13 protein-coding genes are annotated in these 14,751 nt (G+C 63.2%); 6 read left to right on the forward strand and 7 right to left on the reverse strand.

Annotated elements, in window-relative coordinates:
• Window positions 1-9: 9 nt before the first annotated feature.
• The 7 genes from LB568_RS04840 to LB568_RS04870 form a co-directional block, all read right to left on the reverse strand.
• Window positions 10-777, reverse strand: coding sequence for an ABC transporter permease (locus LB568_RS04840; protein WP_198028421.1), 768 nt, complete (start codon window positions 775-777; stop codon window positions 10-12).
• Window positions 778-901: 124 nt separating this feature from the next.
• The gene (locus tag LB568_RS04845; protein ID WP_224729389.1) at window positions 902-1,909 is read right to left on the reverse strand and encodes an ABC transporter substrate-binding protein; all 1,008 of its coding nucleotides are present in this window, start codon (window positions 1,907-1,909) and stop codon (window positions 902-904) included.
• A gap of 250 nt (window positions 1,910-2,159) precedes the next feature.
• Window positions 2,160-3,452: a hypothetical protein gene (locus tag LB568_RS04850; RefSeq protein WP_224729390.1), complete on the reverse strand. Its 1,293-nt coding sequence runs from the start codon at window positions 3,450-3,452 to the stop codon at window positions 2,160-2,162.
• A 108-nt stretch (window positions 3,453-3,560) separates the two neighbouring features.
• Window positions 3,561-4,292, reverse strand: a complete 732-nt coding sequence (gene hutC / locus LB568_RS04855) for a histidine utilization repressor (protein WP_013896990.1) — start codon at window positions 4,290-4,292, stop codon at window positions 3,561-3,563.
• Window positions 4,289-5,350, reverse strand: a complete 1,062-nt coding sequence (locus tag LB568_RS04860) for a zinc-dependent alcohol dehydrogenase (protein ID WP_224729391.1) — start codon at window positions 5,348-5,350, stop codon at window positions 4,289-4,291. Before LB568_RS04860 ends, hutC begins: the two co-directional genes overlap by 4 nt.
• A gap of 15 nt (window positions 5,351-5,365) precedes the next feature.
• Window positions 5,366-6,688 (reverse strand): histidinol dehydrogenase, encoded by a 1,323-nt coding sequence (gene hisD / locus LB568_RS04865; protein ID WP_224729392.1) that lies wholly within the window; start codon window positions 6,686-6,688, stop codon window positions 5,366-5,368.
• An 82-nt stretch (window positions 6,689-6,770) separates the two neighbouring features.
• Window positions 6,771-7,544, reverse strand: coding sequence for an SDR family NAD(P)-dependent oxidoreductase (locus tag LB568_RS04870; RefSeq protein WP_140572865.1), 774 nt, complete (start codon window positions 7,542-7,544; stop codon window positions 6,771-6,773).
• 223 nt (window positions 7,545-7,767) lie between these two features.
• Here LB568_RS04870 and LB568_RS04875 point away from each other — a divergent pair, with 223 nt between their 5' ends.
• From LB568_RS04875 to LB568_RS04900, 6 genes are all read left to right on the forward strand, one after another.
• On the forward strand, window positions 7,768-8,871 hold the full coding sequence (locus tag LB568_RS04875) for a histidinol-phosphate transaminase (RefSeq protein ID WP_224729394.1): 1,104 nt from the start codon (window positions 7,768-7,770) through the stop codon (window positions 8,869-8,871).
• A 131-nt stretch (window positions 8,872-9,002) separates the two neighbouring features.
• Complete coding sequence (locus LB568_RS04880) at window positions 9,003-10,286, forward strand: NAD(P)/FAD-dependent oxidoreductase (protein ID WP_224729396.1); 1,284 nt, start codon at window positions 9,003-9,005, stop codon at window positions 10,284-10,286.
• A gap of 247 nt (window positions 10,287-10,533) precedes the next feature.
• On the forward strand, window positions 10,534-11,886 hold the full coding sequence (locus tag LB568_RS04885) for an ABC transporter substrate-binding protein (protein WP_140572868.1): 1,353 nt from the start codon (window positions 10,534-10,536) through the stop codon (window positions 11,884-11,886).
• A gap of 100 nt (window positions 11,887-11,986) precedes the next feature.
• Window positions 11,987-12,925 (forward strand): sugar phosphate isomerase/epimerase family protein, encoded by a 939-nt coding sequence (locus LB568_RS04890; protein WP_013896997.1) that lies wholly within the window; start codon window positions 11,987-11,989, stop codon window positions 12,923-12,925.
• Window positions 12,922-13,857, forward strand: a complete 936-nt coding sequence (locus LB568_RS04895) for a carbohydrate ABC transporter permease (protein WP_013896998.1) — start codon at window positions 12,922-12,924, stop codon at window positions 13,855-13,857. The genes LB568_RS04890 and LB568_RS04895 overlap by 4 nt, the downstream gene beginning before the upstream one ends.
• Window positions 13,854-14,750: a carbohydrate ABC transporter permease gene (locus tag LB568_RS04900; protein ID WP_224729398.1), complete on the forward strand. Its 897-nt coding sequence runs from the start codon at window positions 13,854-13,856 to the stop codon at window positions 14,748-14,750. The genes LB568_RS04895 and LB568_RS04900 overlap by 4 nt, the downstream gene beginning before the upstream one ends.
• Window position 14,751 lies beyond the last annotated feature (1 nt).

Consider the following 14,751-nt stretch of genomic DNA (forward strand, 5'->3'; position numbering starts at 1 on the left):
GGCCGTTCCTCATTGCGAGTGGCCATCCTGCCTGAACAGCACCTTTTCCAGTGCCTTCATGACCTGGTCGGTGATGAGGCCGAGCACGCCGAGCAGCAGGATGTAGCCGATGATGGTGTTTGTCTGGAAATAGCGCTGCGACACGGTGATGCGATAGCCGAGGCCAGATGTCGCCGCGACGAGTTCAGCCAGCACCAGCCAGGTCCATGCCCAGCCCAGGCTGATGCGCAGCGTATCCCAGATGCCGGGCAAGGCACTGGGAACGACGATGCGCGTCAGGATCTTGCGGTCCGGCAGGCCGAGCGTGCGGCCGAGGCCGATGAAATCGGCTGGCACCCGCTTCACATTGTCCATGATCATCAGCACCTGCTGGAAGAAGGTGCCGATGAAGATGATCAGGAATTTCTGCGTATCGCCGGTACCCGCCCACAGGATGGAAAGCGGCACGAAAGCGACGACCGGCATGTAGCGGATGAAATCCACCAGCGGCTCGATGGCCGCTTCCCATGAGCGGAAACTGCCGATCAGCACGCCGATCGGTATGGACAGTGCCGAGGCGATGAGGAAACCGATGGAAATGCGGTACATCGAGGCCCTGAGATCCAGCCACAACGTACCCTCGGTCGCGAGCTTGGCTATCTGGGTCGCGACACTGCCCGGCGACGGCAGGAAGATGGGCTTTACCCATCCCAGGCCGGTCGCCGCCCACCAGGCGAGACCAAGCCCGACAAAGACGGCCACCGCGATCATCAGGAAACGCGACCTGGCGATCGGCACCCCGATCCCGGAGGATCGGCGACGCCTTGCCTGTTTGGTGACCGGTCCCGGTGCCGCGTGAGCCGGGGCCGTTTTCGCGGAGGGATCTGCAGACATCTGCGTCACCACCGCGATCCGGCCGTCGTCATTCCGCCGCCTTGACGAAGGACGAGTCGATCATCTGCTCCGGCGTCACGTCGGCCTGCAGCAGCTTGGCGTTCTTGGCCGCCGCCTCGACATCGGCGAATGTCTTGGTGGTGAAGTCGCCGGTGAGCGCCGTCTTGTTTTCGGCGAGCGAATAGTAACGCACGCCATCAAAGGCGGTGTTGAGATCCTTGACGTCCGAACCGACGGCCTTGGCGATGATAGCTCGGCCACCCGACGTGTCAGCCTTGTAGTCCTTCAGCGCCGCATCCCAGGTTTTGATCATGGCCAGCACCTGGCCGGGCCGTGACTTGATCACCTCGTCGCGCACCACCAGCACGTCGCTGATCAGGCCGGGATCCTCGCCGGCGGTGAAAAGCAGCTTGACGTCCTTGTTCTGCGCCATGGCGACAGTGAGGTATGGCTCGTAGGTGACCGCGACCGGTACCTGGCCCGCGATCAAGGCACCACCGGCATCGGCGGCAGGCATTGGAACCGGCTGGATATCGGCGACCGACATGCCGTTCCTGGAGAGCGCGTATTTGAGCAGGATGTCGCTCGTCGTGCCTTCCTCGAAAGCGACCTGCTTGCCTTTGAGGTCCGCGATGGAGGTGACGTCCTTGCCGGCGATGATGGCGTCGGCCGTCATGGAGACATCGAGCAGCAAAACGATCTTCACCGGCAGGCCGGCGGCAACCATGCCCATCGCCGTGTGGGTGGCGATGTTGGCGGCGTCGAGCTGGCCGCTGGCGAGCGCGGCGTTGATGTCCTTGTCCTCGGCGAAGTTGACGATCTGGACGTCCGACAGTCCGTTTGCCTTGAACAGGCCCTTGGCGTCGGCGACGTGCCACTGGCCGTAGCCGAGCCAAGGCTCGATGCCGATCTTGAACGATCCGGCTTCGGGCGTCGTGGGAATGGCCGCATCGGCCGCGTGGGCTGCCGGGGCGGCAGCGAGCCCGATGGCGGCGGCCATCACGAGCGCGCGAAATTGTCCTGCTAGCTTATGCATGGTCTCTAGTTCCCCTTGATGATCAGACCGCTCTTTTACCCAGGCGTCCGGTCTGGTGAGACTGCGGGGTCTGCTCTTGCGGCACTGTGCCTCGGCGTCTTGCCCGCCACTTCATGGTGAAGTGCGAGGATATTTCAGCGTCAGCGGCGGCGGATGTCAAGGCTAAAATACATACATGCATATACAAGTTGGAATGAGTCAATTTTCCACCATGGGCAAGCCTTCCGCCCGCATCCCCCGCAGCCATCAATCATGCTCTTTCTGGATCGATCCGGTCGAGGAAATCGCTCACCCGATCGGCTCCGGTGTCAGGCTCGCTGCCGACCATGACCGCAACCGAAAAGGCAATGAGGGAGGAGACCGGCGTGTGACTGCGCGCACCGGCCCGCAGGTTCATGACCAGGGTTGGCGACAGGAAGAGCCCTGAGCGCAGCACCGATCGCCAATCCGCAGGGAGCATGCCGCGCCGCTCAAGCTCCAGCAGCAATGGCCGCCACAGCGCGGTCGCCTTGACCTCCAGCAAGTCGCGGCGGACGGGGCTCAGGTCCCAGTCCGTGTCGACATGGAGCAGGTTCCCGTCCAGCCGCGCCTGCGCGCGAAAAGCCTCGGTCGCGATGGCCGGATCGTAGAGCCAGAACGGATGGGCGAAGATGTTGTGGAACGTCGCTTTCACCTCCGCCAGCAGCGTCGGGATATGCGAGCCGGCAAAGGCGGGATCGAAGAAGGACAGTGCAGCCTTCCCCGCGTTCTCGGTGTACCAGACATTGGCGTTGTGGGCGTCGCCATGCGCGACCACGCCGCCGGCATCGGCAAGCCGATCCGGCCGCAAGCGCGCGGTCGCGGCATCGAAAAGCTCACCGATGCCCTTGGTGTAAAGCTGGCCGTTGATGACGAACTTCAGCCGCGAAAACCGGTCCCAGTCGAGTTCCGCGCCGGGAAAGGCAAACGACTTGCCGACATAGAAATCGGCCAGCCGGCCGCCTGGGGATGCGCGTGTATCCGGGTCGATCAGCCGCTCATAAAACAGCCGGTGGATCGGCTCCGCAGACACTTCCGCGGCGGTCACGGGATGCAGCGTCTCGAGATAGACCTCGAGCAACCTAGCCGACAGCTCGCGCTCGGCAAGGACCGCCTGTCGCCTTTTCTCGGGATCATCTTCGGCATCCAGCGCGAACAGCACGTCCGAAAATCTCGGATCCGTGCGGCGGCGATAGACAAGGATCTGTTCGCCCGGCTGGGCCGACATGTGGACGGGCTGGTCGACCGGCAGGCCGGCGCGCGACAGGATCTCGGCCCGGTAATACTCACCGGTCATACCCTCCTCCCGTTCCTCCTGATGGAACTTGAAGAAGTAGGCCTCGCCGTCGCTATCGAAGAAACCGTTCAGAGAATTGAGGCTGTATTTGTCCACGTTAATGCGGACATTGCCGGGGCTCATTCCGAACAGATCGCCCAGTAATGCCGAAAGCGCTTGCTGCGCCGCCGCGACATCATGCTGCGCGAGAGCCCGGATTCGCGCCGTGCGGCTCTGTGGCTGCGTCATCCGCCGTCCCTTCCAGCCAGGCCGTCCACCAGAGGCAAAGCCACCTTTATCAATACATGTATATACATTTGCAGCGAACGCTCCGCGGCTTGTGCTTTCTCGTTGACGTCAGTTGGTTCTGGAGGGGGAATAGCGGCTGCCGAGCGAATAGCGGCTGCCGGCGTAGGTGAGCTTGCTGATCGTGGCGACGACCGCGCCCGTCCACGTGCGGCGGTGCAGGAGAAGGCAACAGCTGCCGACATCGATGCCCAGATGCCGTGCCGTCTCCTTGTCGGCCGGAATCGCGGAGATGATGTGCTCGACCTCGGTCACCGGGGTCTTCTGCATGAGGTAGTCATAGGTCGCCGTCTTGGTGAAGTCCTGCTTGTCGTAGTCTGGGATTAGGCTCGGATTGACGAAGCGCTCTTCCAATTGCACCGGCAGGTCGTTTTCGAAATTGACGACCACCGAATGATAGATCGAGACCCGCTTTGGAAACTCGAACGACAGCGCGAGCTCCTTCGACGGCATGATCGTTTCGAGGACGAGAACCTCGGAGCGATGCCTGTTGCCGCGCTCGACGATCTCTGCCGCGATGTTGTTGATCTCGATCAGCGTCGACTGGGGCCGAGGCGGCGCGATGAACGTGCCGACACCTTGCAATCGGATCAGGAATCCCGCCGCGGTCAGTTCCCGCAGGGCGCGGTGAACCGTCATTCGCGACACACCAAGCGAAACCACCAACTCATTCTCGGACGGCAGCTTGCGATCTTTGCCCCACCGGCCCGTTCCGATGTTGGTCAGGATATAATCCTTCACCTTCTCGTAGAGCGGGCTCGCCGTATCGGGCAAATCGATCATGTCAAAATCCTTTCCGCCAATTTATCGGAAATCAAAGCGGACTCAACAGGTTGCCGCACGCGGATGATCGTTTTTAAGCCATCGCTGCGCCCCGCCAACAGCCGTTCATAAGCAGCCGGAACCTCGTCCAGGCCGATCTCGCGATCGATCAGGGCGAGCAGCGGTTCGCTGAGTTCACCCAGCATCCGCACCGCATCGGGCAGTTCGTCGGCGAAGGCATGGCATCCCAGCAAAGCGATCTCGCGTTCGACCAGAAGGTTGGGATCGATGTCGAGGCGACCATGGAAGATGCCGACCATCGCCACCGCGGTGCCGGAATCGAGCACGCCGAGCAACTGGTTGAATGCGGCGATGCTGCCCGTCGCCTCGACGGCCGCCAGCAGCGGGGCGTTGGCGGTTGCCGCGGCAATGGCATCGCGGTCGAGATCGACAATCGTGGCTCCAGTCACCTGGGCCACACGGGCGCAGCGGGCCTGGTTGCGGTCGGCGACCAGCACCGTGCCGGCGAAGGTTTGCGACAGCAGCAGCGCGGCAAGACCGCCAATCGGCCCGCAGCCGACAACAAGCACCGAGCCCGTCGTCTTTGGCAGGCGCCGCACCGCGTGCAGCGCCACCGCAAGCGGCTCGGCCATCGCGGCAACCCGCTCGTCAAGGTCGGCATCGATGACATGCAGCAGACGTGCGGGCAACATGGCCTGTTCGGCAAAGCCGCCGTCGCAGATTTCTCCGACGAAACCCAGCGACCCGCAGAGATGCCGCCTGCCGGCGCGGCATTGCGCGCAGTCCCCGCACCAGAACCGGGAATCGGCAACCACCCTGTCGCCAACGGCGACGGTATCGACGCCCTCGCCGATGGCGATCACCGTGCCGGTCAGTTCATGGCCGGCCGTCGATGGCGAGCGGCTTATCCACTGCCCGGTGCGGAAATTGTGCAGGTCCGAACCGCAGATGCCGGCGGCATCGACCCTGAGCTTCACCCAGCCCGCATCCGGAATGCCAGGCGTGGCTATATCTTCGACGCGCAGATCGCCGGGGCCATAAAGTCGTGCCGCCATCATCGCGATCGCCTCCGTTCAGCCGGCGAGGTAGCGGTCGCGGATCTCCGAGACCGCGTTTTCATGCGAGCTGAAACCCTCGTAGCGGGCGAGCCTGCGGGCGTGCCGCGCCAGTTCCGGATAGGCGGCCGAGGTGACATAGCCAACCGACGAGCGCTTGACGAAATCCGTCACCGAGAGCGGCCCATAGGTTCGCGCCCAGCGGCTGGTCGGCAGCACCGCGTTCGGCCCGAGGACGAAATTGGCAAGGGTCACCGGCGTGTGCGGGCCCATCAGGATTTCGGCCGCCTCGGTGATGTGCCCGAGATGCGCGAACGGCTCCTTCGACAGGATTTCCAGATGTTCGGGCGCATAGTCGTTGATGAAACGGTAGCTGTCTTCCAGCGACGCGGTCAGCACGATGCCGCCACGCTTTCCGGTCAGCACCGCGCGCGAGAATTCGACGCGCTGTTCGGTCATCCGCGACCAATGTTCAGGAAGTGCCGCAAGCGCTGCCTCGGCGACCTTGCGGCTGTGGGTCACCAGATAGGCCGAGGAATCCGGCCCGTGCTCGGCTTCGATCAACAGATCGAGCGCGGCAAGGCCACCGTCGACGCTGTCGTCGGCAAAGATGATGGCTTCAGACGGGCCGGCGGGCAGGCCGGTGTTGATGATCGAGGACAGCACGCTCTTGGCCGCCACCACCCAGGGGCTGCCGGGGCCGACGATCTTGAGTGCCGGCTGCACGGTCTCGGTGCCGTAGGCGACGGCGGCGACCGCTTGCGCGCCGCCGCATTTGTAGACGGTGCTCACCCCGGCGAGGCGAGCGGCGACCAAGGTCGCAGCGTCCACCGAACCATCCGATGTCGGCGGCGTCACGATCGCAATCCGCGGCACGCCGGCGATGACAGCCGGTACCGATGTCATCATCGTCACCGAGGGAAATGCACCCTTGCCGCGCGGTACGTAAAGCGCCACGGAGGCGATCGGCGTGTACCGGTCGCCGGCATAGGCGCCCGGTCGGACTTCCTTGAGCCACATCGTTTCCGGCTTCTGCTCTTCATGGAAGCGCCTGATGTTGTCGATGCCGAAGCCGATGCTTTCCACGACATCCTTCTCGACCTTGTCGAATGCCGCGTCGAACTCGGCCTGAGACACCTTCAGTTCGCCCTCGGCGACATCGGCCTTGTCGAGTTCCCTGGCGAAGCGGATCAAAGCGGCGTCGCCCTCGTCCTTGACGGCCTGGATGATCGGGCGGACCTTTTCGACGAAGACCGACAGATCGCCCTCGGCGCGTTTCAGAAGGCCGGCCCGCTGGGTGGCATCGAGCGATGACAGATCGTGGAAGCTGACGTCGGACATGGAAATTTCCTTCTGTTGGAACGCAACGTACCGGCCGGTCACATTGCGGAAAACTTTGATTTCGAACCTATAGCGGGCTGCCTCAGATCGATGCCAGGAAGCCGCCATCCACCGGAATGGATTGGCCGGTGATGTAGGCTGCAGCATCCGAGGCAAGGAACACGGCTACGCCGTGCAGGTCGCGCAGATCGCCGAAACGATGCTGCGGGATCTTGGCCAACATCGACTGCTGCCACGCCTCGCTGCTGTAGAACACGTCCGTCATCGCCGTCCTGAAATAGCCCGGGGCGATGGCATTGACCCTGATGCCCAGATCCGCCCACTCCGCTGCCAGCGCCCGCGTCATGCCGAGCAGGCCCGACTTGGACGAGCCGTACGGGACCGCGGTCGGAATGCCGACTTCGGATGTCAGCGAGCATAGATTGATGATGGCGCCGGGCCGTCCGGCGTCGCGCATCTGCCGCGCCGCTGCCTGCGCGCAGAAGAAGGCTCCTTTGAGATTGGTGTCGACGATCCGGTCCCAGAGCGCCTCGTCGACATCGAGCGAGGGCCGCACTTCTTCCATCCCGGCATTGTTGACGAGGATGTCGAGACCGCCCAGCAGGCTAGCAGCCTCGGCGGTGGCCGCCCGGCAACGGCCGACATCGGTGACGTCGAGGGCGACGGCATGCGCAACTCCGCCGGCCGCGCGGATGGCCGCTATCGTCTCATCGAGGGAGGCCAGGCTGCGCGCCGTGACCGCAACGTCGGCGCCGGCCGCGCTCAACGCCTCGGCGATGCTGCGCCCGATGCCGCGGCTGGCACCGGTGACAAGCGCTTTCCTGCCGGAGAGGTCGAAGAGAGAAGCATTGCGCATGTGATCCTCCTGGGCAGCTTCGGCGCCAAGTCCAAGACTAACCAGCCTTAGGTTCCATATACAAGCATATACAAACAATTTCGGCTAGGCTATTTGTGACGTCGTCCACCAGTGCACCCTGCAGGCGACCGGCTTGCCCCCGGGAGGATGCAGCGAAATCCGGTGTTTGAGAACCCGGCCGATGACGGGAGTCTGTCGGCTGCCGAAGAGGAGCCCGCGCCCCGTGTCGAAAGCCTCGCATATGGTCAGAACCGAAGTCACGCATCTGTTGCCCTACAATTCAGGGCTGACCATCGACGAGGTCATGGCGCGATACGCGCCTGCCAGGATCGCCAAGCTAGGTTCGAACGAAAACCCGCTTGGGCCGAGCCCGACCCTGGCGACGATAATGGAGGCCGGCTCCGAGATGTTCCGGCTCTATCCGGACCCGGCAGGGCGCAAGCTCCGCCAGGCGATCGGCGACAAATACACCGTCGCCGGGGATCAGGTCATCCTTGGCAACGGCTCCGAAGACCTTCTCTCCGTCATAAACCGCGCCGTCTTGCGGCCGGGCGACGCCGTCGTCACACTCTATCCGTCGTTCCCGCTGCACGAAGACTACGCCACGTTGATGGGCGCGACCGTCAGGCGCGTTGCCGTCAACGACGACCTCACGATCAATGTCGATGCGCTGACCGAGGCGGTGCGCGAGCGTCCCCGCATGCTGGTGTTTTCGAACCCGATGAACCCGGTCGGCAGTTGGCTGTCGGGCAGCGATCTGTCGAGGGTGCTGGATGCAGTCGGCGACGAGACGCTGATCGTCGTCGACGAGGCCTATGCGGAATATGCCGTGGGCGACGACTATGTTTCCTCCCTGCCCTGTCTCGCTAAACGTGACCGGTCCTGGATCGTATTGCGGACATTTTCGAAGGCATTTGGCCTAGCGGGCCTGCGCATCGGCTTCGGCATCGTCGGCGACCCGGAACTGCGTGCGCTGTTTGATCGTGTCCGCACACCATTCAACGTCAACGCCATCGCCCAGGCCGCAGCACTCGCCGCGCTCGCCGATGAGGAACACCTCGCCAAGGTCGTAGCTTTGGCCAGGACGGAGAGAGCACGCGTCGAGAGTTTCCTCATCAGCAAAGGCCTCGAGGTCGCGCCTTCCAGAGGCAACTTCCTGTTCTTCAACTGCCGGCAAAATGCCAGCGCATTCGTCGAGGGCTTGCTGCGCGAAGGCGTCATCGTCAAACCCTGGAGACAGGAAGGATTCGACACGTATGTACGTGTCAGCATGGGCTCACCGTTGGAAAACGATCACTTCATGGCCGCGCTCTCGCAACTGTTGTGATTTCCCGAAAGGCATGCTGAATTGCCGCGCGCCCGGCTCGATATTCGCGGGTCTGCCAATCCCTCACGAAATTTCTCGCGGGCGCGGTCACGCTCCACCAAGCCCATCACCCTGTCATAAGAGCCCGCAATATGCCCGAGAGCACCCCGCCCAGGAGCCTCTACCGCGAAACGGCAGACGGCACCGGCAGTTATCCCACGCTCGCCGGCGCGCAGCGGGCAAGGATCGCCATTGTCGGCGGCGGCTTCACAGGCCTTTCGACCGCCTTGCATCTGGCGGAAGCCGGCGACGACGTTGCCGTGCTCGAGGCTCAGCAGCCGGGTTGGGGCGCTTCGGGCAGAAATGGCGGCCAGGTCAATCCCGGTCTCAAATACGACCCCGACACGATCGAGGCAATGTTCGGCCCAGAGCTGGGGCTGCGGACGATCGATTTCTCCTATGGCGCGCCGGATTTCACCTTCGGCCTCATCAAGCGCCTGTCGATCGCCTGCGAGGCGCGGCAGAACGGTACCATACGCGCGGCCATCCGGCCGAAGCCGGAAGCCGCCGTTCGGGCCACGGCCGCCCAATGCGCGCGGCGAGGCATGCCGGTCGACATGCTGGACGCAAAGGCGATGGCGGCACGAACCGGAACCGACAGATATACATCCGGCATGTTCGATGCCCGCGGCGGCGACCTCCATCCCTTGAAATACAGCCTTGGCCTGGCTGCCGCCGCGCAGAGCGCCGGCGCGCGGATTTTTGGCGGCAGCGAAGTCTTCGCGCTGAAGAGGGAGGCTGGACGGTGGGTGCTCAAAACCACCGGCGGCACCGTCAGCGCCGAGAAGGTGCTTATCGCGACCAACGGCTATACAGGCGCCCTATGGCCAGGGCTTGAGCAGTCCCTTGTTCCTGTGTTCAGCGCGATTGCGGCGACCGAACCGCTTACGCCGGCGCTCGCGGCCGCAATCCTGCCCGAAAGGCCCGTCGTCTACGAAGCCGGCAACATCACCGTGTACTACCGCATCGATGCCGACGGGCGCCTTCTCATGGGCGGCCGGGGACCGATGAGTCCGATCGAAAATGCCTCCGCCATTCGCTATCTCACCGACTATGCACTGCGGCTTTGGCCGGCGCTTGCGGGGGTACGGTGGACACATGGCTGGAATGGCCGGGTCGCAATCACCAAGGACCATCTCCTGCACGTTCACGAGCCGGAAGATGGCGTGCTGATCTGCCTTGGCTATAACGGCCGTGGCGTCGCCATGGCCTCGGCGATGGGCGCTGCCCTGGCGCAGCGCCTGCGCGGTGATGAGACGTCGCCGTTTCCCATGCCGATATCGCCGCTCAAGCCAATCCGGTTTCACCGCTTCTGGCCGCTCGGCGTGAAGGCGGCGATCCTTTCGGGGCGACTGAAGGATCGGTTCGGCCTCTGACGCGAAGAGTTCGCCCGGCCTGACGGCCCTGGGACCTGTCACGGGCTGCCGGCGTTTTTGGTCCGCGCCCTTTTCATATTCGAACGCGAAGCCAGCCATTTTCGCTCGGTAGCGCTACCGCGTGGCCGACCAAATTATAGGCATACTTGCCGATTGACAAAAATCATAACAGGGGACCAAGATCATATGACCATCAACGATCTTGGTCCCGAGGTTGCCCCTCGGCATTGGCGAAAAGGAGAGCCAGATGCCCGTTCAGCAGAGAGTGACCCATCGTTCGAAACAAAGCCCCGCCAGTTCCATCCTCGCCACCGCGCTGCTAAGCCTCAGCCTGATCACAATGCCCGGCATAGGCCATGCCGATGGGATCACACTCAAGGTTTTCGGCGGCTCGGCGCTTGACGAACTCGCGCCGCGCCAACCGCCGGACGAGCAGAAGAAGATCCAGCAGCAGGTCATCGACGGGTTCCTCAAGGCCAACCCCGAGGTGACCGCTGTCGAATGGGACGCGCAGGGGCCACAGACCGATTCGATCCAGCGCCTGATGACCGCCAAGCTTGCAAACCAGGAAATGGACCTGATCGCCTGCCCGGCCTTCTACACCAATGGCGCCTATGTCCGGCGCAAGCTGGTCATGCCCATCACCGACAAGATCAAGCCGTTCCAGGACCGGATCGACGCCGCGGCACTTGGCGCCTTCACCATCAGCGGCCAGGTCTACGGCGTGCCGATCTCGACGCTCTCGACGTCGACGATCTTCTACAATGTCGACCTCTTCCAGAAACTCGCCATCCCGGTGCCGCCGACCTATGACGACCTGAAGGCGGCGGTGCCGAAATTCAAGGCCGACGGCGTGATCCCGCTTCTGCATCAGGGCTCGAACACCGTGATGTGGCCGATGTGGTATTTCGAAACCTTCTCGCAGGCCTCGGGCGATGCCGTCGCCAAGACCCAGAAGAACCTCGAGGGCACGGCGAAGTTCACCGATGCGCCCGATGTCGAAGGGTTCAAGCTGATCAAGCAGTGGGTCGATGACGGCATCCTTTCCAAGGATTCGCTCTCGGTCGACCAGGACGGCATGCGTGCGGCCTTCGCCGCCGGCAAGAGCGCCATGTATTATGGCGGAACCTGGGAAGTCCCCTCGCTCCAGACCAGCGTCAAGAACTTCAAATGGGGCGTCTTTGCCTTTCCTAAAATGGACGGAACGCCGGGGGCGCCGGGCCATGGCGGCGGTGCCGACAACGGCATGTGCGTTTCCTCGTCGATCCCGCCCGAGAAGCTCGATGCCGCCGTCAAGTTCATCGAATATCTGACTAAGCCGGAGGTGGCGACGCTCTATCTTGCACCGGAGCAGCCGATCGCGGCCTCGATCAAGGGGGTGCCGCAGGTCGACGATGCCTATGCCGTCGAACTGCGCAAGCAAGCCTTCCCGAGCACGATCAAGTTCCTCGACTGGATCTGGCCGTCGGAAGTTGCGACGGCCACGGCTTCGGCCATCGCCGGCATCGTCGGCGGCACGACGACGCCCGAGGATGCCGCCACCTCGATCCAAACCACCTTCGACGACCTCAAGGCCCAGGGCAATTGGCCGCCGAAGTAAGCGCCGATCTTGGGCGGACGCGCATTCAGCCGAGTGATGCGCCAAGCATGAAAACAGGGGCCGCCCGCTTCGGGGCAGCCTCATCAATCGGAGAGAACACATGACGCAGACTCGCGCCGAGCGGCAGCGCTTCTCGATCGGCTATCACCTGAACAGCTGGGACCTGACCGGCCTTCCGCTCGGGCCGGCCATCAAATTCCTGGCCGAACAGGGTTTCGGCTGGTTCGAGATCCTCGCCTTCACCAGCCTTTCGGACCAGTACGCCCGCAAATACATGCAGCTCGGCAATCAGGCGCCAATGGGGGTGACCACCGACACCGACATCCTGCGGCGCTATGCACTGCTCTCGGAAGGCCAGAGCGAGCATGGCATCAAGCTCTCCTCCTTCTACGTCAATGCGATCTTCACCAACCCTGTCGCCTGGCCTTACGAACGCGACGTGCTGGTGGCGCTGACCAGGATGCTCAGGGGTTTTGGGTCACCGGTGCTGGTTCTCGGTGGCGGTCCCTCGGAAGCCATCGCCGGCGCCCACACGGCAGACGACTACCGCGCCTTTTGCCGGGCCCTGGAGGATGTCGGCAGGCGGACAAAGGACCTCGGCATCGAGACGGTCTATCACCCGCATCTCGATACCTTTATCGAGCGCCGCGACCAGCTCGATCGTATGATGGATGAGCTCGATACCGATCTTGCCGGCCTGTGCATCGATCCGGCCCATCTTGCCCACACCAATTCCGATCCTGTGGACGCGGTCAGGACCTACATTTCGGCCGTGCGCTACATGCATTTCAAGGATACCAGGGTGGACCCGGGCCTGAAGGGCTATGACCGCTATGGCGCCTTTTGCGAACTCGGCGCCGGCGTCGTCGATCTCGCCGGCATCGTCGACGTGTTGCTGGAGGCCAATTACGACGGTCTCGCCATCATCGAGCTGGATGCGTCGAAGAAGACGGCGGAGCAAAGCGCGCTGGAAAGCATCGCCTATACCAGGGACACGCTCGGGCTGGTGCTGACGCCGCAAAGCGCGAAGGCCGCATGATCACGCGGCCACAAGAAGTCGCTCCTGCTCCGGGTCGTTCCGGCGCTTGGCGCTTCGGTGCCGGGGACGGTGCCGTCGCCTTCTTGATGATCCTGCCCGCCGCGATCCTGTTTTGCCTCTTCTACCTTTGGCCGTTCATCAACGGTTTCTGGCTCAGCCTGCACAATTGGGACGGGTTTTCGGACCCGACCTGGGCAGGCTTTTCCAACTATCAACGCCTCCTGCACGACCGCATCTTCCTCGGCGCGCTGCGCAACAATTTGATCTTCGTCGTTGCCGTCGTCATCTTGAAGAACGTGCTCGGCCTCGGACTGGCGCTGCTGCTAAACCGGGCGCTGGTCGGCCGCGCTTTCTTTCGTGCAGCCGCATTCGTTCCGGTGACGATGTCCTTCGTCGCCGTCGGACTGCTCTGGTCCTGGATCTACAATCCGGTCTTCGGCCTGCTCAACGGCGCGCTCGATCTGTTCGGCCTCGGCGCGCTGAAACAATCATGGCTTGGCGACGCCGACATCGCGCTCTATTCGATCATCGTCGTCGACGTCTGGAAATGGCTCGGCTTCCATGCCGTCATCTACCTCGCGGGGTTGCAGACGATCCCGTCGGAACTTTATGAATCGGCCAAGATGGACGGCGCCGGCCCGCTGCAGCGCTTCCGGCACGTCACCGTGCCGATGATGATGCCGATCGTGTTCATCAACACCATCCTCGGCCTTTCCGGCGCCTTCGTGCGCAACTTCGACATCGTCTATGTCTTGACCAAGGGCGGTCCGAACCATGCCACCGAAGTCGTACTCACCTACATGATGAGCAAGGCTTTCCAAGACGGCGCCATGAGCTATGCCGCGGCCATCGGCTACGTGCTGTTCCTGATCGTCGGGCTGGCCAGCGTCGGCCTGCTCGCCCTGATGCGGCGACAAAGGCTGGACGTATGATGAACGGCGCGGCCGACCCTTTGCCCACCCTCGATGATGGCGCGGCCTACAGCCGCCGTCGCCTCGGCACGCGCGGCCTGCTCGAAGTCGCGGGTATCTACGCGGCGCTCGCTTTGGTGCTCATCGAGACGCTCTATCCCTTGCTTTGGGTGCTGTTCGGCTCGCTCAAGACCAAAGAGGAGATGCTGAGCAACATCTGGGGCCCGCCATCGAGCCTGGTGCTGCAGAACTATGTCGATGCCTGGCGCATCGCCGGCATGGGATCGCGTATCGTCAGCAGCATTCTCGTCACCGGTTCGGCCCTGATCATCCTGGTCGTCGTGGCAACGCCCTGCGCCTATGCATTGGCGCGCCTGCGGTTTCCTGGACGCGGCCTCGTGGTGGCGGTGGCAGTGGCGGCCATGCTGGTGCCGCCGCAGGTGATGGCCATTCCGCTGTTCATGGTGGCGCGCGATCTCGGCCTGATCAACAACCGGCTCGGGATTGCCTTCGTCTATGCGGCGACGTCGCTGCCGCTGTCGGTCTTCATCCTGCGCAGCTTCTTCGTCACGCTGCCCGCCGATCTCGAGGACGCAGCGCGCGTCGACGGCGCGAGCCGCCTCGAGATCCTGATCCACATCATGCTGCCGCTGGTCCGGCCGGGCGTCGCGCTGATCACGATCTTCGGCTTCATCGAGATCTGGAACGATTTCTTCCTCGCCTTCCTGCTGCTGCGCGACCCTTCCGTACAGACCATCCCGCTCGGCCTGGTCAGCTTCTTCCAGCAGTATGATTCGCTCTGGACACTCTATTTCGCCGCGTTGACGATCACGACACTGCCGGTGATCGTCGTCTTCGTTGCCATGCAACGGCAGTTCATCGCCGGCCTGACAGCCGGCGCCGTGAAGGGTTGAT

Source organism: Mesorhizobium sp. B263B2A (assembly GCF_020165775.1).
GTDB lineage: Bacteria > Pseudomonadota > Alphaproteobacteria > Rhizobiales > Rhizobiaceae > Mesorhizobium > Mesorhizobium opportunistum.